The following is a 22,817-nucleotide window of genomic DNA, read 5'->3' as shown; positions in this document are numbered from 1 at the left end:
ACGCTGTCGCCATGATAACGCTCAATATTCCTGCAACCTGAATCCCTGGAGGCTCCAGCATTGGACGTCGGTGAACGACTGCAATCCATCCGTAAGCTCAAAGGTCTTTCCCAGCGTGAGCTCGCCAAACGCGCGGGGGTAACCAACAGCACCATTTCGATGATCGAGAAGAACAGTGTCAGCCCCTCGATCAGTTCGCTGAGGAAGGTACTGGGCGGGATTCCCATGTCCATGGTCGAGTTCTTTTCCGAAGAAATCCTGCAGGAAAAACCGACTCAGATCGTCTACAAAGCCCACGAGCTGATCGATATTTCCGATGGGGCAGTGACCATGAAACTGGTCGGTCGGGCTCACCCGAGCCGGGCTATCGCGTTCCTCAACGAAATCTACCCGCCTGGCGCCGACACCGGTGACGAGATGCTCACCCATGAGGGTGAAGAAACCGGGATTCTGGTGGAAGGCCGGCTGGAGCTTGTGGTCGGGCTCGAAACATTTGTGCTCGAAGCCGGCGACAGCTACTACTTTGAAAGTACCAAGCCGCACCGCTTCCGTAATCCGTTCGATGCTCCGGCGCGACTAATCAGCGCAGCCACTCCAGCGAATTTCTAAGAGAAGAGGCGTCCTGCCCGGATTGCGGAGACGCCCATGCTGTATTTCCGTCTCACGATAAGACCCCTTCGACTTTGGGGTTGTTTCAGTGTGGCGGGCTTACCGCTATACTTGCGCCCGCCTGCGAACCGTGGCCGTGGGCGTGACTAGCCACCATTGAGGGTGTACGCGTGAACCTAATTATGAAAATGCTGGCCGCACCAGCAACCGTATTGGCCCTTTGGGCAGTCAGCGCACAAGCTGCGACCAACGACGATATCGCTAAACGTCTTGAACCAGTCGGCCAGGTCTGTGTGCAGGGCAAAGAGTGCAAGGGGATGGAAGTCGCTGCTTCCGCGGGTGGTGGTGATGCCAAAACCCCTGACTCAGTGATTGCAAAACATTGCAACGCTTGCCACGGCACCGGCCTGTTGGGCGCGCCGAAAATCGGTGATGCCGCAGCCTGGGGCGAGCGCGCCAAGAAAGAAGGCGGCCTTGACGGCTTGCTGGCGAAAGCAATCTCCGGCGTCAATGCGATGCCACCAAAAGGCACCTGCGCCGATTGCTCTGATGGCGATCTCAAGGGTGCCATCCAGAAGATGTCTGGCCTGAAATAAGCCTTCATTTTCAGCGAAAAGCCGCTTACGAGCGGCTTTTTTGTGCCTGCGATTTCCCCCCCGAGGCTATGCTTTGCAGCAAAGCCCCGGCAAGCTCGGCTCCACCCCAATTCATGGAACGGGCGGGAGGATCAGATGGTGCAGTTGTGTTCTATCGAGCAGGCGGTCGATGACGTCCTGGCACGGTTGCCGGCGCATATCCACATGGGCCTGCCGCTGGGGCTGGGCAAGCCCAACCACTTCGTCAACGCGCTGTATCAACGGATCGCGCAACTGCCCGAGCGGCAACTGACGATTTATACCGCCCTGTGCCTCGGACGCCCACCATTGGGCGATGGCTTGCAAAAACGTTTCCTCGAACCCTTTATCGAGCGAGTGTTCGGCGATTACCCGGAACTGAATTTCCTCGCTGACCTGCATCGCGACAGCCTCCCGAACAACATCCACATTCATCAATTCTTCTTGCAGCCGGGCAGCTTGCTCAACAGCGCACCGGCCCAGCAGGATTACGTCAGCAGCAATTACAGCCATGCAGCGCGGGACATTAACGCCGCTGGTTTGAACCTCGTGGCGCAACTGGTGGCCAGCCATGCCGAGCATCCCGATCGACTGAGCCTGAGCTGCAACCCGGACATCACCCTCGACCTGTTGCCGATGATCGCTAAACGCCGGGCGGCGGGGGAAACGATCCTGATGGTGGGGCAGGTGCACAACGATTTGCCGTACATGCCCGGCGATGCGGAAATCGGCATCGACACCTTCGACCTGCTGATCGACGCGAAGGACAACACCACGCTGTTCTCCACGCCGAACATGCCGGTGGGTTTTCAGGATCATTTCATCGGGCTGCACGCCAGCACGCTGGTGCGCGATGGCGGCACCTTGCAGATCGGCATTGGCGCCATGGGGGATGCCCTGACGGCGGCATTGCTGGCGCGCCAGGCTGACAATGACGGTTACAAGGCGTTGCTGGCGGACCTGAATCTCAGCCAGTGGGCGCAGTTGATTGAGCGCGAAGGGGGCCTCGAACCGTTCGCCAAGGGCCTTTACGGTTGCAGCGAAATGTTCGTCAACGGTTTGCTGGTATTGGCCGACGCCGGGATTGTGCGGCGCAAGGTCTTCCCCGATGTGCCGACCCAGCAACAGGCGAATGCCGGCACCCTGGATGAAGCGGCGCAGACTGACGGCATCTCGGTGCATGGCGGGTTTTTTCTCGGGCCGCGCAGTTTCTACGAGCGCCTGCGCGAGCTGCCACAAAGTAAGCGGCTCGAATTCAACATGACCCGCATCAGCTACATCAACGAGCTTTACGGTCAGGAAGAGCTCAAACGCTTGCAGCGCCTCGATGCACGCTTCATCAACACCGTCTTCACCATGACCCTGCTCGGTGCCGGCGTGGCCGATCAGCTCGAAGACGGGCGGGTGCTGAGCGGCGTTGGCGGGCAATACAACTTTGTCGTCCAGGGCCATGCCCTGGAAGGCGCGCGTTCGATCCTGCTGCTGCGCAGTTGGCGCGAGTCGGGCGGTGATGTCAGTTCGAACATCGTCTGGGAATACGGCCACTGCACGATCCCGCGGCATCTGCGGGACATCGTCGTCACCGAGTACGGCATCGCCGATTTGCGGGGCAAGACCGACGCGGCGGTGATCGAGGCGTTGCTGAACATCAGCGACTCACGCTTCCAGCCGGGGCTGATCGAGCAGGCGCAGAGCGTTGGCAAATTGCCCAAGCATTTTCGTCTCGATCCGCGTTTCGCTGACAACAGCCCACAGCGGTTGCAGGCCATTCAGGGGCGGCATTCGAATCTGTTTCCAGAATATCCGTTGGGCTGCGATTTCACTGCTGAGGAACGGGACTTATTGCGGGCGCTGAACTGGTTGAAGAGCAAGTTCAAGCTCACGGAGATTTTGGAGTTGGGCAAGGCTGCGCTGGATGCGCCAGCGGCTTCGGAATTTCCCGTGCATCTGGAAAGGATGCAGCTGACGAAACCGGAAGGGCTGAAGGAGGATCTGTTTCAGCGGTTGTTGCTCACCGGCCTGAAGGCCACGGCGCAGTAACAGCCACCACAAAAACCTGTGGGAGCAGGCTTGTCCGCGATATAGGAGCCAGCTCGAAGTGCCTGTTTAAAAGTGTACGCCGGCATACACGATGGCGATTCAACAGATCATCATGCTGGCGGAGCTGGCGGTAAACCGGCCCAAGTAACCACTGGAAAACCGTGTAATCGTTCATCGCGAGCAGGCTCGCTCCCACACGGATCTCCAGAGAATACATATTCTGTGTCCGACGAACATCCAATGTGGAAGCGGGCTTGCTCGTGATAGCAATGTATTCAGCGACGCCCCATAGGGGCCGCATACGCAGGCGTTATTGAGACAGGAGATATAGATCAGGTGTTTTCAACTTTCTCGAGTGACTGCTCAATTCACTAGTGTATTGGATTTACGCTCACGGATGGACTAAGGAAGTCTATGTGATAACCGGAAGACCCGTCACCAATAGCTAGGTTGACCCCGCTGATGCCTTCATTAATTTGTGAGTTTATTTTATAATCAATGTTTAATGCGATGGCCTCGTTTACTCCAATGGCGAACTCCGTCAGCTTGAGTCCACGAAAGCCAGCCGCAAGATCCAGAAGTTTTATGTGTTCCTCGTTATTTATTTTTAGTGAAGTGATGGTGTTGTCTTTAATTGATAATAATGCACCTTCTTTCGCAATTCGGTCACTCAACCATTTAAGGGAGGTTTTCAAGCCCTCTGGTAATATCGGATTAGGTTTTCTAAGTACTGTCAATATTCCAGCGATTTTTAATATGCCGGTAAAAGAAAACGGACAGAGCTCTTGTGGGTTCATGTGTGCGTAATGAACTTCAAAAAATTCTGCCACGGACTGAACAAAATCATGAGACACGTCTTCGGCAAGTAGCGCGTAAGGTTGGGCGTGCGGAAAAACTGAGACCTGCGCATCGGCGCCGTTACCAGACAGGAGAAATGACTCATTTGAATTGAGCATGTTTAATACGGATCGTTGTGTGCATAAGGCATGTTCAAAATTGCAGCTCAGCAAAAGTTTGAGGCTATAGAGTGCAGCAGCTACGCTGGGTTCGAACACTTGAGTTGCGCAGAAAACGCTTTTCTTGCTTTCTGTGTTTTTTGCTAGCTCAAACGTCATTTTTGCAGCGTCATTGCTAAAAGAAAAAACAATACTATTTTTTGGTAATTTCTTTAGTTCAGAAATATTGACCGTATTGAACCCTAAGAGCGCATATTCTCTGAGGAAGTCCTCTGAATCTGCAATAATGGATAAGTCCTCATGGCCGAAGAGTGTCGATATCATATTCGGTGGCGACATAAAACCCTCCTGTTTTTTTCAATGCGCGGCAAGAATACTCGCCGCGCATTGGTATTATTTATTCTTCGGTGTGAGCCCAAGCCAACGGTGCCCCCCCAAAATTATCCGGGCCAGAAGTGATCCGGTTAAGCTTTTCTTTGACGACTTTTTCATTTTTCATCTGATCATCCTTTTTCATTTTTTGGTTTTTGCTCCCCGAACTGCTTGGGAGTGGAATAATTAATACAGAATTTTTTGATGTGTTAAATGATTTGTTAGGCGTTTTTTAGAATCAATTTGTCTGCCAAGGGGCTCGAAGGTTTAATTCGGTTATTTGGGTGGGGCGTATCTGTAGTCTTGTTCTGAAACTTTGGTATTTGCCATTTTTTGGTTGTGGTAGATGATCTTGTGTCGTTAGGTTTATTTATGGGCTTGGTTTTCTGGCTCGATATTCAACTGTAGATCGAGGGTTATATAGTGCGCGCATCAAAGAAATATCTGACAGATACGTCTGTCCATCAGGCCCTATTATTGGATGATCTAACCGAAACCAAAGATCCCGATCACGCCGTCCGATTGCTGCTAAATGAAATCCTCAAAGGACTCTCTGAAAAAGGTTGGCCTCAAGCGGAACTACAAACCGGGCCGAGGATTGTGTCTGCTGAAGAAAATTACGGTTTGCTCGGTTATGACCCGGCGGAGGTTACGCTGGGGAGTGAACACACCCGTTGGGTCGATGAGCACTCGCTATTGCGAACACAAACCACCAGCCAGATCCCGATAGCGCTTCAGCGAGCGGCTCAGGTGCGCCAGCCGGGACAGACGATATTGCTGGCAGCGCCAGGTATTACTTTCCGTCGTGATAGCCGGGATCGTTGGCATTGCGCGGAACCGCATCAAATGGATATTTGGGTGCTGGGTGATCCGGAACTGGCAACGAACGAACATCTGTTGCGTTTGGTCGGCGATATCCTTAAGTCTGCCGTTCCTGACAAACGTTGGGTCTATAGCGATAGTCCGCATCACTACACAGAGGGCGGAATCGAAGTGAATGTGTTGAATGATGGGGCTCCGGTTGAGGTGTTGGAGTGCGGTCGTATTGCGAGGTCTTTGTTGGAGCGCTTGAACATAGACCCGCTGCATCATGGAGGGCTGGCGCTCGGGATGGGGCTAGATCGCCTGACTATGTTGCGAAAAGGCATTCCGGATATTCGCTTGCTGCGCGATCAGAACGTGCGAGTGCAGGCGCAGATGCATGATCTGAATCCATGGACGGCGGTATCTCGTTTGCCATCGATTGCTCGTGACATTTCGTTGGCGGTAACGCCAGGGCTGAGCGAGGAAGTGTTGACCGAAAGAATGTTGCAGGCGGCCGGCGACTGCTCTGACTGGATCGAGGAGATGCAAGTCAAGGGACGGTGGGAGCTCTCGGATTTACCCGCGCAGGCAATTGAACGGCTTGGGCTGCTGCCGGGTCAGGAAAATGTGCTTTTACGCGTGGTGCTGCGTGATTGTTCGCGATCAATCACTACCGCTGAGGCGAACGCCTTGTATGCGGACATTCAGGCGGCGATGCATGAAGGAGCGCCTGGGGCGGGTTACAGAATGGACCTGCCAAAGGCTTGAAACCGAAGTGTCCGAGTAATCACTGAATCGCCGCGTTATCGTTCATCGTCGGAACGCCGGCCGAAGCAAGCTCGCTCCCACAGTTGACCGAGTTGTCCAGGCGGACGCGGTTTAATGTGGGAGCGAGCAAGCCCGCTCCCACATTGGTTTTTTGGTGTTTTAGTCGATGAAGGTCACAACACCGTCGGCCAGGGACTGCACCCGCGCCAACGATTCAACGCGATAACCCTGGGCATCCAGTTCCGCACGGCCACCCTGGAACGACTTCTCGATCACAATACCCAAACCTGCGACAGTCGCGCCGGCCTGGTTGATGATCGAGATCAGCGCTTGCGACGCCTTACCGTTGGCCAAAAAGTCATCGATGATCAGCACGCGATCGCTGCTGGTCAGGTGGCGTGGGGAGATCGCCACGGTGCTTTCGGTCTGCTTGGTGAACGAGTAAACGGTCGCCGACAGCAGGTTTTCAGTCAAGGTCAGGGACTGATGCTTGCGGGCGAAAATTACCGGCACACCAAGGTTCAGGCCGGTCATGATCGCCGGAGCGATGCCCGAGGCTTCGATGGTGACGATCTTGGTGATGCCCGAATCCTTGAACAGCGTGGCGAATTCGTCGCCGATCAACTTCATCAGGGCCGGGTCGATCTGGTGGTTCAGAAAGGCGTCGACTTTCAGGACCTGATCGGAAAGCACGATGCCTTCTTCGCGAATTTTCTTGTGCAGTGCTTCCACGGAGCTTCCTCTATTGGCGCTTTGCGTGCCGAAAGTCGGTTAAAAGTAGTCGATTCTAGCGCTTTAACATCGCGCGTATATCCGCCAATGCGCTGTTGCCGCGAACGGCTTTGACTTCGGTCGGGGTGTCGTCGTTGCCTTCCCAGGCCAGGTCGTCCGGCGGTAGTTCATCAAGGAAGCGGCTTGGCGCGCAGTCGATGATCTCGCCATATTGCTTACGCTTGGCGGCGAAGGTGAAGGCCAGGGTCTGACGCGCTCGGGTAATCCCGACGTAAGCCAGGCGACGTTCCTCTTCGATGGTGTCGGCTTCGATGCTGGAGCGGTGCGGGAGAATTTCCTCCTCCATGCCCATGATGAACACGTAGGGAAATTCCAGCCCCTTGGAGGCGTGCAAGGTCATCATCTGCACACCTTCGGCGCCGTCCTCCTCTTCCTGCTGACGTTCCAGCATGTCGCGCAGGACGAGTTTGCCGATGGCGTCCTCGACGGTCATCTCGCCTTCTTCGTCCTTCTCCAGCGTGTTTTTCAACGCCTCGATCAGAAACCAGACGTTACCCATGCGGTAGTCGGCGGCCTTGTCGCTGGAGCTGTTGGTGCGCAGCCAGTTTTCGTAGTCGATGTCCATGACCATGCTGCGCAGGGCAGAGATCGGGTCTTCGCCGGCGCACTGCTCGCGGACCTTGTCCATGAAACGCTTGAAGCGCGACAGGCGATCGGTGAAGCGCGTGTCCAGATGCTCGCCCAGGCCGATTTCGTCGGTGGCGGCGTACATCGAGATTTTTCGCTCGGTAGCGTAGTTGCCCAGCTTCTCCAGCGTGGTCGAACCGATCTCCCTGCGCGGGACGTTGATCACCCGCAGGAAGGCGTTGTCGTCGTCCGGGTTCACGATCAGCCGGAAGTAAGCCATCAGGTCTTTCACTTCCTGACGTCCGAAAAAGCTGTTGCCTCCGGAAAGTCGGTAAGGAACCTGGTGATGCTGCAGCTTCAGTTCGATCAGCTTGGCCTGGTAGTTGCCGCGATACAAAATCGCGAAATCGCTGTACGGCCGGTCGGTGCGCAAGTGCAGGCTGAGGATTTCCACGGCCACGCGTTCGGCTTCGGCGTCTTCGTTGCGGCAACGAATCACGCGGATCTCGTCGCCGTGGCCCATCTCACTCCACAGCTGTTTTTCGAATTCGTGCGGGTTGTTGGAAATCAGCACGTTGGCACAGCGCAGGATGCGGCTGGTGGAGCGGTAGTTTTGCTCCAGCATCACCACTTTCAGGGACGGATAGTCGTCCTTGAGCAGCATCAGGTTTTCCGGGCGGGCGCCGCGCCAGGCGTAGATCGACTGGTCGTCGTCGCCCACCACGGTGAACTGGTTGCGTTTGCCGATCAGCAGTTTCACCAGCAAATACTGGCTGGCGTTGGTGTCCTGGTATTCGTCCACCAACAGGTAGCGGACCTTGTTCTGCCATTTTTCCAGGATATCGTCATGTTCCTGGAACAGTTTTACCGGCAGCAGGATCAGGTCGTCGAAGTCCACCGCGTTGAACGCCTTGAGCGTGCGCTGGTAGTGGGTGTAGACAATGGCGGCGGTCTGTTCCTTGGGGTTGCGTGCGTTTTCCAGGGCTTCGGGCGGCAGGATCAGGTCGTTTTTCCACGAGCCAATCATGTTCTTGATCTCGTCGACGCCGTCGTCGCCCGAGTATTCCTTCTGCATGATGTCGGTCATCAGGGCTTTGACGTCGGTCTCATCGAAGATCGAGAAGCCCGGTTTGTAGCCCAGCCGCACGTGTTCCTTACGGATGATGTTCAGGCCCAGGTTGTGGAAGGTGCAGACCGTCAGGCCGCGGCCTTCGCCGCCCTTGAGCAGGGTGCCGACCCGTTCCTTCATCTCCCGCGCGGCCTTGTTGGTAAAGGTCATGGCGACAATGTATTGGGCGCGGATGCCGCAGCTCTGGATCAGATGCGCGATTTTGCGCGTGATCACGCTGGTCTTGCCGGAGCCTGCGCCGGCGAGCACCAAAAGAGGGCCGCCGACGTAGCTCACGGCTTCTTGCTGCCGGGGATTGAGTCGGGACATACGAAATCAGGGAGTCGTTAGCGAAATGGGCCGGCATTTTAACAGGCTCAGCGAATTGTGCTGCTCTGTCCGACTTGTGACGCAACACGCTATCTTCATTTGCCGGTTTTGCAACTTTCACGCAGGATGCGTAGTGAATTTGCGTCTAATGTTCGTATTCGAGACACAAAAACGTGTTTGATAACCGATGTCATTTGGTCATTGGTTACCCGCGCGGCATAATTCCCGCCGCCTACATCTTTGCAGAGTCTAGGGAGCTAGCTTGTCTACGCCTGTCGAACCCTTGCGTTTGCTGCTACTGGCCCAAGAGCCGGCGTGGGCAGCGTTGTTGCGCGAGTGTCTGGCTCCGATGGGGAGTTCGGCTGTTCTGATCAGCGCCCCGAGCTGGGAGTCGGTCAGCAATTTGTTCGATGACAACCGTAGCGCGGTGTTGTTGACGATTCCTGCTCTCCAGCCCCTGCCTGGCCGTTGCAACCTACCCACGGTGTTGCTGCTCGAACACGAACCGCTGGCACCGCCCGACGGTGTGAGTGACTGGCTGGTACGCGATCTGCTGGATCCCGGCATGCTGCGTCGCTGCCTGCGTCATGTGCGTGAGCGCGGCTTGCTGGAAAACACGCTGCAGCGCCTGGCCGAACAGGACCCGTTGACCGGTATCGCTAATCGCCAGGGTTTCCAGACCTTGCTGGCGGCGCGTCTGGCCGAAAACGACGGCCGCGGTCTGGCCCTCGGTCACCTCGACCTCGACAACTTTCGACATGCCAATGACGCTCTCGGCCATCAGGCCGGTGACCGGCTGATCCTCCAAGTGGTCTCGCGGCTGAAAAGCCAGCTGGAGGTCGGCGATCAACTGGCGCGGCTGGGCAGCGATGAGTTCGCCCTGCTGATCGACACTCGCCGCGCCCCTCAGCGCGCCGAATGGATGGCTGAGCGTATTACCGAAGCCCTGTCCGAGCCCTACTGGGTCGACGGCGAAAGTCTGTTGATCGGTTCCAGCCTGGGCATTGCCCACGCACGAGCACAGGCCGGCGCCGACCCATTGATGTGGCACGCGCACATCGCCATGCAGCAGGCCAAGAGCACCCAGGGCTGCACCTTTCATATCTTCAACGAACGGATCAATCGCAATGCCCGCAGCATCGCCGACCTCGAAAGCGAGCTGCGCCGGGCCTTGCGTCGCGATGAACTGGAGCTGCATTACCAGCCACGGCTGAACCTTGAGGACGGCCAGATCGTCGGCCTCGAAGCCTTGGTGCGCTGGCGTCATAGCGAACGCGGCTTGTTGCCCCCCAGCGAATTCGTGCCGCTGGCCGAACAAAGCGGCTTGATCGTGCCGCTGGGTTACTGGGTGATTTCCCGGGCCTTGCGAGACATGCAGGCGTTGCGAGAACGGGGTCTGCCAGCGCTGCACATGGCAATCAACCTGTCGTTCCGGCAGTTTCAGGACAGCCAATTACTGTCGACCCTGAGCCGGTTGATTGCCGAGCGAGGTGTCGAGGCGCAATGGCTGGAATTTGAGCTGACCGAAACCGCGGTGATGCGTCGCAGCGATCTGGTCAAGCAGACCATGGATGCCCTCGGACGCCTCGGCGTGCGCTTCTCGCTGGACGACTTCGGCACCGGGTTCTCTTCGTTCGTGCACCTCAACAGCCTGCCGATTGCGTTGTTGAAGGTGGACAAGAGCTTTGTCGGCGGCATGGAAGAGCGGGAAGAGAATCGTAAACTGGTCCACGCCATGATCAACCTGGCGCACAACCTCAACCTCGAAGTGGTTGCCGAAGGTGTGGAAACGCCGGAACAGCTGGATTTGTTGCGCGGGTTTGGTTGCGATCAGGTGCAGGGGTATCTGATCAGCAAGCCGTTGCCATTGGCAGAGTTGGTGGAGTATTTGACCTTTGGCAGCAGCCAGCAGCCCGCACTGGAAGTCGTGAGCTAACCACAAACAACTGTGGATGCTTTTGTGGCGAGGGAGCTTGCTCCCGCTCGGCTGCGAAGCAGTCGCAAAGCTTTTGGGGCCGCTTCGCGACCCAGCGGGAGCAAGCTCCCTCGCCACAAAGGCCCGCTCCCACAGGGGATCTCAATCTGGCTGAGCGATTTGGAAGCTCGCCCCTGACGACGGTTCCCGCCGAATCATCCGCTTCATCTTCCACTCAAACGCCAATGTCAGACTCACCGCCGCACACGCCAGCCCCAGCGCCAGGCCCCACCAGACCCCTGTCGGCCCCCAAGTCAAATGGAAGGCCATCCACCAGGCGGCCGGTGCACCGATCAGCCAGTAGCAACCCAAACCCACCAGGAACGTGGTCTTGGCATCCTTGAGCCCGCGGATGCAGCCCATGGCGATGGTTTGCGTGCCGTCGAACAGCTCGAACCATGCCGCCACCGCCAACAGGCTCACGGCCAGGTTGATGACTTCGCGGAACGCCGGGTCGTTGTGGTCCAGGAACAAGCCGATCAACTGATTCGGCAGCAGCCAGAAGACCATGGCAAACCCCAGCATCGACGCAGCCCCGAAAGCAATGCCGACCCGTCCTGCCAGCCGCGCATCGAGCAATTGCCCGGCGCCGTAATGCTGACCGATGCGCATGGTGATCGCGTAGGAAAGCCCCGCCGGAACCATGAACGCCACCGAGACGATTTGCAGGGCGATCTGGTGCGCCGCCAGTTGCGTACTGCCCATGGTGCCCATGCACAGCGCGGCGAAGGCAAACAGGCCGACTTCTACCGCATAGGTGCCGCCAATCGGCAGGCCCAGGCGCCACAATTCCTGCAAGTACTGACGGTTGGGCCGCGACAGGCCCTGGCGCAACGGATAAGCGTCGTAGGCTGAATGCCGACGAATGTGCAGCGCGAGCGCCAGCGCCATGAGATTGGCAACGATCGCCGTGACCAGGCCGATGCCCACCAGGCCCATTTTTGGCAGGCCGAACATGCCGGTGATTAACGCATAGTTGAGCAGGAAGTTGGCCACCGTGCCGCCGAGGCTGATGACCATCACGGGTGTCGCCCGGCCGATGGCACTGGTGAAGCCGCGCAGTGCCATGAAGCTCAGGTAGCCGGGCAGGGCGAACGGTAGAATCAACAGAAACTGGCCGGCAGCCTGGACGTTGGATTCGGTTTGTCCGAGCAGCAGCAACACCGGTTTGAGGTTCCACAGCAGCAAACCCGCCACCAGCGCCATCAACCAGGCCAGCCACAACCCGGCCTGGGTCAGCCGCGCCGCGCCGATGATATCGCCCGCGCCCTGACGGATCGCCACCAGCGTACCGACCGCCGCGATAACACCGATGCAGAAGATCGACACGAACGAGTAGGTCGCCGCGCCCAGGCCACCACCGGCCAGCGCCTCGGGGCTCAGGCGCGCCATCATCAATGTGTCGGTGAGGACCATCAACATGTGCGCCAACTGCGAGGCAATCAACGGCCCCGCCAGCCGCAAGATGGCCCAGAGTTCAATACGCGCTGGATGCTGCATGGTCATCACGCTCGATTGTCAAAATGAACAGGAAGCGTCGATTCTCGGCGCTCTGCGGGGTTTGCACAAAGGGATAAAAAGGATGGGTGGCATGATTAAAACTCATGCTTGGGAGTTTCTGATAAGTTGGTGCAGTCGCGCTATAGGAGCTTTCCTGATGTCTCGTCGTCTTCCTCCCTTGTATGCCCTTCGAGCATTTGAAGCGGCGGCGCGGCGTAGCTCGTTTACTCGCGCCGCCGAAGAGCTGTCGATCACGCAAAGTGCGGTCAGTCGGCACATTCGTACGCTTGAAGAGCATTTCGCCTGTCGGCTGTTTCATCGCAGCGGGCGCAACCTGCAACTGACCGAATCGGCGCGGCTGATCCTGCCCGGCATTCGTGAAGGCTTCACCGCCCTCGAGCGGGCCTGCAATACCTTGCGTGCCGAGGACGACATCTTGCGCATGAAAGCCCCATCGACCCTGACCATGCGCTGGCTGTTGGCGCGGCTCAGTCGTTTTCGGCACCTGCGACCGGGGAACGAGGTGCAATTGACCAGCGCCTGGATGGACATCGATACGGTGGACTTCAACCACGAACCCTTCGACTGCGCCGTCATTCTTAGCAACGGGCATTTTCCACCGGACTGGGAGGCGACTTTCCTGTTCCCCGAAGAGCTGATTCCGGTCGGTGCACCGAATCTTCTGAAGGATCAACCGTGGGACGTAGCGCGCCTGGCCAGTACCGAGCTGCTGCACCCGACGCCGGATCGACGGGACTGGCGCAACTGGCTGGAGCGCATGGGCCTGACCGATCAAGTCTCGCTCAAGGGCGGGCAGGTATTCGACACGCTGGAGCTGGGCATGATCGCTGCTGCCCGAGGCTATGGCGTGTCCATGGGCGACTTGTTGATGGTGGCGGAGGATGTCGCACAGGGACGGCTGAGTTTGCCGTGGCCGACGGCCGTTGCCAGTGGTGAGAATTATTACCTGGTCTGGCCGAAAACCCGCCCTGGCGGTGAGCGTTTACGCAGGCTCAGCGATTTCCTGCAAGGCGAAGTCCGGGCCATGGAGTTACCGGATGTCGAACGTCTGGGCTGAATCGATGGAGCGACCGCAATGGCGGCCCTGAGCTATATCCCGGTTCATCACTCAAGTATTCGGCTTTGCCGCCGAAAGTCTGCTGATGGGACCTTCGTGCAGGCTCCATGTTTTCCCCCTATCAGAAATTTTGCCGAGTGTGCGATGGGGTCAGGATGATCCGGCCACTGGGTCAGGAGCTGTCATGTCTCAACCTCGTGCTCGGATCGCCTCACAGCTGGGTCTTGCGCTTGCCGTGATACTGGCGATTGTCATCAGTGGCAGTACTGTATTCGCTCTGCGTTCGCTGGACACTGCCAACCTCGCTACCCGCGAAGAGCACCTGGCCAGCGAGGCGCGGTTGCTGGCCGATCAACTGAGCACCTTTCACAGCACGTTGCGTGAAAGTACCCAGCGTCTCAGCGGCCTGTTCGAGAAACGCTTCAGCGCCGGTTTGAGCGTGCACCCGGATGAGCCGGTGACCGTGGCGGGTGTGCAGACCCCGGGCCTGCACCTGGGCAGCGAAGTGCTGAACAACAACTTCAAGGAAGTGGACGAGTTCAAGCAAATGACCGCCGGTGTCGCCACGCTGTTCGTGCGCAAAGGCGAAGACTTCGTTCGGGTCAGCACTTCCCTGAGCAAACAGGACGGCACCCGGGCCATCGGCACGTTGCTGGATCACGCTCATCCGGCCTATACGCGCTTGATGGCGGGGCAGAGCTACGTCGGTCGCGCCTTGCTCTTCGAACGGTCCTACATGACTCAGTACACCCCCGTACGGGACAGTGGCGGTAAGGTGATAGCCGTGCTGTTCGTAGGATTCGATTACACCGACGCGCAGAATGTCCAGTTCGACAACCTCAAGCGCTTTCGCATCGGCCAGACCGGCTCCCTGGCACTGCTGGATGAGCAGAACAAATGGCTGGTGCCGATTGCTGGTGTACAAGCGCTGGATCAGGCGGCCCCGACCATCGTTGGTTTGGCCAAGACGCCGGGCAAGGGCGATTTCTGGAGCGATTCGTCGCAAGACTTCTACAGCATTGCCGTGCCGTTCGAAGGCGGACCATGGTCGGTGGTGGCGAGCATGCCGAAAACCGAAATCCGCGCCGTGACCTGGAGCGTCGGCATTCAATTGGCCATCGGCAGTCTGCTGGCGATGTTGCTGGCAGTCGCTGCGGCGGTCTGGTTGCTGCGCAGCAAACTGGCGCCGCTGGGTGATCTGGTGCGTCAGGCCGAAGCCTTGGGCGCCGGTGATTTGAGTGTGCGCCTGAACGTGTCGAGCAATGACGAGATCGGTCAGTTGGCCCGTGCCTTCAACCAAATGAGCCAGGCGTTGTCGGCCATGGTCGAGCATATCCGCAAGGCCTCGGAAGAGGTCAACAGCCGCGCTCAGGCGTTGTCCGGTTTGTCCGGTGGTGCCTACGAAGGGATGGAGCAGCAGTCCGGCGAAATCACCAGCATGGCCGGCGCTGTAGAAGAATTCAGCGCCACCTCGCTGAACATCGCCGACAACATGGGCAACACCCAGCGTATGGCTCAGGAAAACGCACAGCAAACCCAGATCGGTCGTACGTCGATGGACGAAGCGTCCTCGTCCCTGGAGCAAATCGCCGGTGCGCTGAACAGCACCGCGACGGTGATCAATACCTTGGGGCAGCGCTCCCAGGAAATCGGCGGCATTGTCGGGGTGATTACCGCGATCGCCGAGCAAACCAACTTGCTGGCGCTCAACGCGGCCATCGAAGCCGCCCGTGCCGGTGAGCAAGGCCGTGGGTTTGCGGTGGTGGCCGATGAGGTGCGCAACCTGGCCTCACGCACCCGCCAGGCCACTGACGAAATTTCCGGGATGATCCAAAGCATTCAGCAGGAAACCGGCAACGCCATCAGCACCATGGAGCAGGGCAACGTGCTGATGCAAGAAGGCCTGTCGCGCAACGCCAACGTCGCTTCGGCGCTGGCGCGGATCGATGAACAAAGCCGCTCGGCGGGTCAGCAATTCGCCGCGATCACCACTGCGACCCAGGAACAAAGCAGCACCGCGACCTTGCTCAGCAGCAATCTGCAAAGTATTGCTTTGGCCAACAGTGAGCAGCGGGAAGTGGTGTCGAACCTGGCTGTGACTGCCAAAGAGCTGGAGAAGCTCGCGGCCGATCTGCGGCATGAGGTTGACCGGTTTCGTTGAGTCGCCTCTGAAATCGCCTTCGCGAGCAAGCCCGCTCCCACATTAGATCTGCGGTGACACCCGAGATGAAATGTGGGAGCGGGCTTGCTCGCGAAGGGATCGCCTCAATTCCCGATTTGTCTCAAAGCTGCGAATCAATTCCTTACTGGTTATCTTTCTTGGCATTTAACGCCCGTGTCTCGATTTTTAAGCTTGCTGAAACGTTTCTTCAAGTTTATAAAAATGGCACAACTCCAAGAAAGGCTGCTGCCATGACCCCGCTCAAACTCATCGTTGCCCTCAGCGCACTGTCCGCTGCCTCCCAAGCCATGGCCTGGGACTATGTTTTGCTCGACACCGACAAAGCCGCCCAGAACTGGCAGATCACCAGCCAGCAACTCGGCGTAAAAACCGACAAACCCTTCAGCGTGACCCTGCGCACTTTGCACGGTGGGCGGCAGGAGGGCGTCAGCATCGTCGACATCGATAACGGCACAATGAAACTCTCGGTGGTGCCGACTCGTGGCATGAATGTCCTGCAGGCCTCGGTTGGCGATGTACGCATGGGCTGGGATTCGCCGGTCAAGGAGGTGGTCAATCCATCCTTCATCGAACTCAACGGCCGCGGTGGCCTGGGCTGGCTGGAAGGTTTCAACGAACTGGTCACCCGCTGCGGCTACGAATGGGTCGGCCACCCCGGCATGGACAATGGTGAGCTGCTGACCCTGCACGGTCGCGCCGCCAACATCCCGGCCAACAAAGTCACCCTGCACATCGACGAAAAACCACCGTACGCCATTAGCCTGCGTGGCGAGCTGAAAGAGCAGGCGTTCAAGAAAGTCGACTTTTCCGTCGCAACCGAACTGGTCACCGAACCCGGCAGCGTAGCGTTCGCCCTCAACGACACCCTGACCAACAACGGCGACTATCCGAAGGAATACCAGGCGCTGTATCACAGCAACTTCAGTACGCCGTTCCTGGAGCAGGGCGCCCGCTTCGCCGCGCCGGTGAAGCAGGTATCGCCTTTCAACGACAAGGCCAAAGGCGATCTGCCGGACTGGCAAACCTACCGTGCACCGACCAAGGACTACGACGAAACGGTTTACAACGTGGTGCCGTATGCCGATGCAAAGGGCGATACATTGACCGTGCTGCATAACAAGGCCGGCAGTCTGGGTGTTTCGGTCGGCTTCAATACTCAAACACTGCCCGTGTTCTCCTTGTGGAAAAACACCGATACCCAAGGGCAGGGCTATGTCACGGGGCTGGAGCCGGGGACTAGTTTTTCCTACAACCGCCGGTATCAGCGGCCACTGAACCTGGTGCCGACGATTGCGCCGAAGGAACAGAAGCAGTTCCGCATCAGCTATAGCTTGTTGTCGGATAAAGCGGCTGTGGATAAGGCGTTGAAGCAGGTGAGCGAGATTCAGGGTGGGCGGGAGACTGAGGTGCGGCAGACGCCGTTGGTGGATCTCAGCAAGGGATGACGCCGACTAGAGCGTTGTCGGCCGATATTGCAGCGCCTCGGCCAGGTGCTCGCGTCTGATCCCGTCGGCCTGTTCAAGGTCTGCCAGCGTGCGCGCGACCTTGAGCAGTCGATGGGCCGCCCGCAACGACAGCGTTAAGCGCTCGCAGGCGGATTCCAGCCAGTTTTCATCGGCTGTGGATAACTTACAGTGCCGGCGTAGACCTGGCAGGTCGAGGAAGGCATTGGCGCAGCCTTGGCGTTTGTGTTGCCGCTCTCTTGCATCGGCAACCAGCTCGGCGGCGGTAGCAGTGTCGTCGCCGGGTTTTAACGCAGGATTCAACGCCGTGGCTTCGCGAGCAACCGTCAGGTGCAGGTCGATGCGATCCAGCAGCGGTCCCGACAGTTTGTTGCGATAACGTTGCACCATATCCGGCGTACAGGAGCAGCGGCCGCTCGGCTCGCCAAGATATCCACAGGGGCAGGGATTCATCGCTGCGACGAGCTGGAAACGCGCCGGGAAGCGTACGCGGTCCTTGGCGCGGGAGATCACGATGTGGCCGGATTCCAGTGGCTCTCTCAACACCTCCAATACCTTGCGATCAAACTCCGGGAGTTCATCGAGGAACAGCACGCCATGGTGGGCGAGGGTGATTTCGCCGGGTTGTGGTTTCGAACCGCTGTGACATGTGGGAATAGATGCAACGCACCTTCGCCGCAAGCCGCATCTGTCGTATGATTTATCCCAATATTATGCAACTCAGATCTTTTAATAAGTGCAACTGGCCTCATTATGGATAGTAATAGCTGCAACCAGCCTCGGTTTTCAGTTGCGAGGCGCATAAAATCTACGACGCGTAGCCTTTCCGGAGTGTTTGCTTTTCGCGGACAAGGCGTTGCTTTCGAGTCAATGCTTGAACGTGACTTCCTAAGCCGCATGGATTTCAGGAGGGATGTTCTCGCTGTCCGCTCGCAGCCGGTGCAATTGGATTTCGTTTCTCGCAGCGGCCGGTCCTATACCTACACCCCGGATTATCTTGTTCATTTCCATTCTCATACCCATCTGAGCCCCATGCTGGTGGAGGTCAAACCAGCTGAAAACTGGCGTGAGAACTGGCGCGAGCTGTTGCCAAAATGGAAAGCCGCGTTGCGGTATGCGAAGGAGCGAGGCTGGCGCTTTCACATCTATGACGAATCGCGGATTCGAGGCCAATCGCTGAAGAACATCCAGTACCTGGAGCGTTTCAAGAATGGTGATTACGCCGAGCAGGATCTGGACCCGATTATTCGCACAGTCGCTTTCAAAGGCATTGCATCAGTCAGCTATCTTGTGGCACTGCACTTTCAAGGCGCTGAAGCCTTAGGCAGGTCCCACATTTTTCATCTCATCGCGAAACGCCAGCTCGATTGCGACATCACTGGGCCTCTGAACGATTCGTTAGAAGTCATGGTGGCTGAATGAATGATTTCGTGAGTGAACAGCCGCGTAGAGGGAAGATCGACCGGTCGTTCGTCAACATCGCGCCGGGCGAACTTGCGTGTTATCAGAAAGAGACCTTCCGGATCACCCAGGTATTGGATTTCCAGTCTGTACTGGCGATCAATGTCGAAACCGGGCAACCGAAGGTGCTGCGAATCGGTGAGCTCAAGCCCTTTCTTGGCGACAAAGTCAGAGGGCCGTACGCCGATTACGACCTGGAAGACATCGGTGCTGAAGAGTGGGCGATTGCACAGAAGCGCTATGCAGTTATTGCCCCCCTTCTGGGTATTGAGGGGCAGTCACGTAGCGTGGTCGAACAACATGCTAAGGATGCCGGCGTTGATGCTGTGACGGTTTATCGATGGCTGCGCCGTTACAAAGAACAAGGTGAAGTGACCGCGCTCATCCCGCTCAAACGAGGATGGGGCAAGGGGCGCTCCAGGATCTCTGAGGGCGTCGAAAACGTTATTGCCGAGACCATTGAGGATTTTTACCTGACCGAGCAACGCCCGGACGTTTCCTCGACTGTTTATGAGGTCCGAAGGCGTTGCAAAGCTTTGAAGCTGTCTCCTCCATCCGTTTCAACGGTGCAGGCGCGCATCAAGAACATTCCTGATCGCACGCGTTTGCGAAGACGCGGCGATAGAGAACTCGCTGGCAATAAATACGACCCGCGTCCGGGGGGGCTCAACACCGAGTACCCGCTCCAGATTGTTCAAATCGACCACACGCCGGCGGACATGATCATTGTCGACGACGTCCACCGGCGTCCCATCGGTCGACCTTGGCTGACTCTGGCAATCTGCGTGTATTCGCGGATGGTGACCGGCTACTACCTGTCGATGGATGCGCCCTCTGCGGTCTCGGTGGCGATGTGTGTTGTTCATTCCATCCTGCCCAAGGAGAAATGGCTGGCCCTTCATGGCGTGGATGCCGAATGGCCGGTGTGGGGCAAAATGAGTACGCTGCACAGTGACAACGGTGCTGACTTCAGGACCAACAGCCTCGTGCAGTCCTGTGTGAACCACAATATCCGTCGCGACTTCAGGCCGAAGAAAAACCCGCAATGGGGCGGACACATTGAACGCTGGATGGGTACGTTCGCTGGCATCAACAAAAAGGATCGGGGAGCGACGTTCAGCAATCCGGCGGAGCGCCGAGAGTACGACTCCGAGAAACAGTCGATTTATACGTTCGCAGAATACGAGCAGCGGCTTGTCAGAAATATCATCAAGTACAACAACAAGTACCATCAAGAGATCGACATGGCGCCGATCAAAAAGTGGAACTTGGCATTCTTTGGCGACAAAGAGCATGACTCGATCTTGCCGCTACCTCCTAGAGTTGCGGATCCTTGGGGGTTTCAACTCGACTTCCTGCCCGCGACGCTGAGAACCATTCACCCTTACGGTGTGGAAATGGACGCGATGTATTTCGCTGAAGCTCTTCGGCCTTGGATAGGTGCGACCGATCCTGAAACAGGCAAGGCACGAAAATTCCTTTTCCGGCGCGACCCTCGGGACATCAACCGAATCTGGTTCTACGACCCAGCTTTGAAAGAGCACTTCGAGATCCCGATCATTCGCGGTCGATACGCCGGCGTTACGGTCGGTGAGTACGTCAACGCCAAGAAGAAAGCCAGGAAGGCAGGACACGACGCGGTCAACCATGACGTTATCGAACGGATGTTGGACGAGAACAAAAAGCAGGAAGCTGAGGCCGCCGTGCGCACCAAGCAGGCCCGCAAGAGCGTTCAAAAGCGTACGAACAACACCAAGCAAACTACGCCGGCACGGCCTACGCCACATGTCGAGCCTAAGTTTCCACCTATCGGTTTATCTGATTCGCCGCAGCTATTGTCGGTTGATGAAGTAGACACTTTCGGAGAAGTCTGGTGACCGATTACGCTCACATCACCCCCCAATTCAGAGATGTGATGCAAAAGTCCGATCTTGATCGGCTCGCATTTCTGGATCAGCCGCGCTGGGTTGATTACAAGGCGGCCAATAATCTGATGGATATTCTCGACGGTTTGTTACGCAAACCCGAACGTCCTCGCATGCCAAACCTCATGCTGGTCGGTGAATCCAACACGGGTAAGACCACGGTGATCACGCGGTTCAAGGAGCTGTCAGGACAGCCCTACGTCAGCGATGATGCGGTGAGCGTGCGTCCGGTGATCTGCGCTGAAGTGCACAAGCCTGATGAGCGTGAGCTGTATAACGCCATCCTCAGAGAGTTCTGGGCACCTCATAACCCCGTCGCGCCGTTGGCAAAGCTTCGACATCAAGCCATCCATCTTTTGCGTGATGCGCGCACTCGCATGCTCATTCTTGACGAAGTCCACACGATCAATAACGGATCGGCTGCCAAGCGTATGGACGTCATGAACGAGTTGAAGATGCTCTCGAACATTCTCCATATTCCTTTGGTGTTGGTCGGCACTCGAACGGCACTCCAGCTGCTGGTGTTGGACTCGCAGTACTCAAGTCGGTTTGAGGTGGTCTCGCTGCCCAAGTGGTCGGTCAATGTCGAATTTCAGCGTTTCCTTAAAAGCTTTGAGTCAGTGCTCCCGCTCAAATGCGCTTCAAAGCTGTATTCGCCGGAGCTCACCCTGCTCATCCATGCGATCTCCAATGGCAACACGGGCAACATCGAATACCTTCTGCGTGAGTGTGCAAGAGAGGCAATCCGAAACGGTTCGGAAGTGATTGAACGTCGGTTGCTCGAGAAAAACCAATGGATGCGTCCTACCAGTGCAGATGGGGTCAGGGAGCGAGTCCTGTAAATGCCGTGTGGCCATTGGTACCACCTCTTCTCCAGGACGAGGTCATCTCTTCCTGGTTGATGCGATGTGCCTTGGCGCAGGGATGCGATGCCACCACACTCACCGGCGAGGTCTGGCCGAGGTGGAGGTTTTGGTGCAGCGATTCGGACCGGGAGTTGTCCCTTGAGCAAGCCCATCGCTTGAGTCTGCTTTCGGGCATACCGTCAGTCGCACTTCAGGAGGCGACCTTGCAGCCGCTATACCAGACGATGACGGGGACACCCAGTTTTCCCAGAGGGATAGCGCCTTGGTTTCTCTGTCTGGGATATCGAAATCGACGCCGATGCGGCGGACTTCAATACTGCCCCAAGTGCTTCAAGGATAACGTCCCCTATTACTTGATCCAAGATCGACTGGCCTGGCACAGCATGTGCCCGGTGCATCAGGTGATCCTGCTCGACCATTGTGAACGCTGCCAGGCACCGCTGTGCCCTCAGTTAGTAGCCCCACCGCAAGAGACGCTTGGTCGATGCCACCGGTGTGGGTATGAGCTGCACTGTGCTCCAACGCATGGGGGCCAGGCCAATGCGCTGAGTTTCCAGCGAGCTACCGACGGACTATTTTTCCTGCCTGTGCGACGCTACGGCGATCAGCCTCTGTTGCTAACAGAATGGCTTGTTCTGTCGCGCTGGATGATTGGTATATTGCGCACCGCAGCACGTGCTCCTAGTTCTCGCACGCAGACATTTTTCAATGAGCTTGGAGTCGATCTGACTGATATCAAGCCTCCATCAACAGGCCTACCCTTCGAGTTTTTGACACCCGCAGACCGGGCGGTTCTTCTGTCTAACGTGTGGAGCATGCTGGAAGCCGGTCCCGAACGATTGATAGCGGTGGCCGAATGCGAGTGCATTCGGCCGTCGCTGTTGCTGCCGCGTGCTGGTGAATTGCCGGCCTCACTTGCTGGGCTGCGAGCAGTGCTGAAAAGCCGACGACGCCTTAACTACCGCCAGTCTCCAATCGACAATCCGCGCTCTGTCAAAAGCGTGTTGATGAGGTGGCAACGATTGCTCAGGAAGTTTCAACGATGATGTCCTCGGAGTTGCCGCTGAAATGCGATGAATGCCAATGCATCCCGACGAAGGTTCACCGCGTCTACCAGGGGCGGCGATTCTGCAACACCTGCTATGCGCGGATGTTCAAGCGCCGGTTGTGCTCGGGCTGTGGCAATTTCGCTCGTCTACTTAAAGAGGACGACAAGTGCACCCGCTGTATTTCGAAAGCACCATGTGTACGGTGCAAAAAGGTCGGAAAGCCGGTTGGCGTGATGACGCTTTACGGCCCGGCATGCAACAGCTGTGCTCATCACTTTTCCGAGCCTGAACCGTGCGAACAGTGCGGCAGGATGTCGACGCAATTAACCCGAGTTCTTGCGATTGATCCGGATGTGCG

The 22,817-nt window shown here is 57.3% G+C and carries 16 protein-coding genes and 1 pseudogene; 12 read left to right on the top strand and 5 right to left on the bottom strand.

What is annotated here, in order from left to right; all coding sequences use genetic code 11:
- Positions 1–60: 60 nt before the first annotated feature.
- The 3 genes from ACA044_RS29970 to ACA044_RS29960 all read left to right on the top strand — a co-directional run bounded on the left by ACA044_RS29970 (position 61) and on the right by ACA044_RS29960 (position 3,263).
- Complete coding sequence (locus ACA044_RS29970) at positions 61–609, top strand: cupin domain-containing protein (RefSeq protein ID WP_007894746.1); 549 nt, start codon at positions 61–63, stop codon at positions 607–609.
- 182 nt (positions 610–791) lie between these two features.
- Positions 792–1,205 carry a c-type cytochrome gene (locus tag ACA044_RS29965; protein ID WP_063342144.1) on the top strand — a complete coding sequence of 138 codons (414 nt, stop codon included), beginning with the start codon at positions 792–794 and terminating at the stop codon, positions 1,203–1,205.
- Between the two features lie 135 nt (positions 1,206–1,340).
- Positions 1,341–3,263 (top strand): acetyl-CoA hydrolase/transferase C-terminal domain-containing protein, encoded by a 1,923-nt coding sequence (locus tag ACA044_RS29960; protein ID WP_497444459.1) that lies wholly within the window; start codon positions 1,341–1,343, stop codon positions 3,261–3,263.
- A 371-nt stretch (positions 3,264–3,634) separates the two neighbouring features.
- Here the strand turns inward: ACA044_RS29960 and ACA044_RS29955 are convergent, their stop codons facing one another.
- Entirely contained in the window at positions 3,635–4,558 is a 924-nt protein-coding gene (locus tag ACA044_RS29955; RefSeq protein ID WP_497444458.1) for a CgnE/CgnB domain-containing protein, read from the bottom strand.
- Positions 4,559–5,014: 456 nt separating this feature from the next.
- Here ACA044_RS29955 and srmL point away from each other — a divergent pair, with 456 nt between their 5' ends.
- A complete protein-coding gene (gene srmL, locus ACA044_RS29950; protein WP_497444457.1) occupies positions 5,015–6,163 on the top strand; it encodes a PheS-related mystery ligase SrmL in 1,149 nt (382 codons plus the stop codon).
- 159 nt (positions 6,164–6,322) lie between these two features.
- Here srmL and ACA044_RS29945 read toward each other — a convergent pair whose 3' ends face one another.
- Both ACA044_RS29945 and rep read right to left on the bottom strand, forming a co-directional pair.
- On the bottom strand, positions 6,323–6,895 hold the full coding sequence (locus tag ACA044_RS29945; protein WP_497444456.1) for a xanthine phosphoribosyltransferase: 573 nt from the start codon (positions 6,893–6,895) through the stop codon (positions 6,323–6,325).
- Between the two features lie 55 nt (positions 6,896–6,950).
- The gene (rep, locus tag ACA044_RS29940) at positions 6,951–8,960 is read right to left on the bottom strand and encodes a DNA helicase Rep (protein WP_030132421.1); all 2,010 of its coding nucleotides are present in this window, start codon (positions 8,958–8,960) and stop codon (positions 6,951–6,953) included.
- 262 nt (positions 8,961–9,222) lie between these two features.
- On the opposite strand from rep, the gene ACA044_RS29935 reads away from it, so the two are divergent.
- Positions 9,223–10,896: a putative bifunctional diguanylate cyclase/phosphodiesterase gene (locus tag ACA044_RS29935; RefSeq protein ID WP_497444455.1), complete on the top strand. Its 1,674-nt coding sequence runs from the start codon at positions 9,223–9,225 to the stop codon at positions 10,894–10,896.
- Between the two features lie 141 nt (positions 10,897–11,037).
- Here ACA044_RS29935 and ACA044_RS29930 read toward each other — a convergent pair whose 3' ends face one another.
- Entirely contained in the window at positions 11,038–12,435 is a 1,398-nt protein-coding gene (locus ACA044_RS29930) for a NorM family multidrug efflux MATE transporter (RefSeq protein ID WP_497444454.1), read from the bottom strand.
- A 157-nt stretch (positions 12,436–12,592) separates the two neighbouring features.
- Between ACA044_RS29930 and ACA044_RS29925 the strand changes: the two genes are divergently transcribed.
- The 3 genes from ACA044_RS29925 to ACA044_RS29915 all read left to right on the top strand — a co-directional run bounded on the left by ACA044_RS29925 (position 12,593) and on the right by ACA044_RS29915 (position 17,140).
- Positions 12,593–13,513, top strand: a complete 921-nt coding sequence (locus tag ACA044_RS29925; RefSeq protein WP_497444453.1) for a LysR substrate-binding domain-containing protein — start codon at positions 12,593–12,595, stop codon at positions 13,511–13,513.
- 184 nt (positions 13,514–13,697) lie between these two features.
- A complete protein-coding gene (locus ACA044_RS29920) occupies positions 13,698–15,674 on the top strand; it encodes a methyl-accepting chemotaxis protein (RefSeq protein ID WP_497444452.1) in 1,977 nt (658 codons plus the stop codon).
- A gap of 251 nt (positions 15,675–15,925) precedes the next feature.
- Positions 15,926–17,140, top strand: a complete 1,215-nt coding sequence (locus tag ACA044_RS29915; protein WP_497444451.1) for an aldose 1-epimerase family protein — start codon at positions 15,926–15,928, stop codon at positions 17,138–17,140.
- 6 nt (positions 17,141–17,146) lie between these two features.
- Here ACA044_RS29915 and ACA044_RS29910 read toward each other — a convergent pair.
- Positions 17,147–17,797: pseudogene (locus tag ACA044_RS29910) on the bottom strand (ATP-binding protein); the annotation flags it as partial.
- Between the two features lie 231 nt (positions 17,798–18,028).
- On the opposite strand from ACA044_RS29910, the gene ACA044_RS29905 reads away from it, so the two are divergent.
- Genes ACA044_RS29905 through ACA044_RS29890 form a run of 4 tightly spaced genes read left to right on the top strand, consistent with a single transcriptional unit; the run spans position 18,029 to position 22,456 of the window.
- Positions 18,029–18,580, top strand: a complete 552-nt coding sequence (locus ACA044_RS29905; protein WP_497444450.1) for a TnsA endonuclease N-terminal domain-containing protein — start codon at positions 18,029–18,031, stop codon at positions 18,578–18,580.
- Positions 18,577–20,496, top strand: coding sequence for a transposase (locus ACA044_RS29900; RefSeq protein WP_497444449.1), 1,920 nt, complete (start codon positions 18,577–18,579; stop codon positions 20,494–20,496). Before ACA044_RS29905 ends, ACA044_RS29900 begins: the two co-directional genes overlap by 4 nt.
- Entirely contained in the window at positions 20,493–21,386 is an 894-nt protein-coding gene (locus ACA044_RS29895; protein WP_497444448.1) for a TniB family NTP-binding protein, read from the top strand. The genes ACA044_RS29900 and ACA044_RS29895 overlap by 4 nt, the downstream gene beginning before the upstream one ends.
- On the top strand, positions 21,338–22,456 hold the full coding sequence (locus ACA044_RS29890; RefSeq protein ID WP_497444447.1) for a TniQ family protein: 1,119 nt from the start codon (positions 21,338–21,340) through the stop codon (positions 22,454–22,456). Before ACA044_RS29895 ends, ACA044_RS29890 begins: the two co-directional genes overlap by 49 nt.
- Positions 22,457–22,817: the final 361 nt, after the last annotated feature.

This window comes from Pseudomonas sp. LBUM1673 (genome assembly GCF_059695645.1).
Note: the sequence above shows the minus strand (reverse complement) of the source record. Positions and strands in the feature narration are given on the sequence as shown.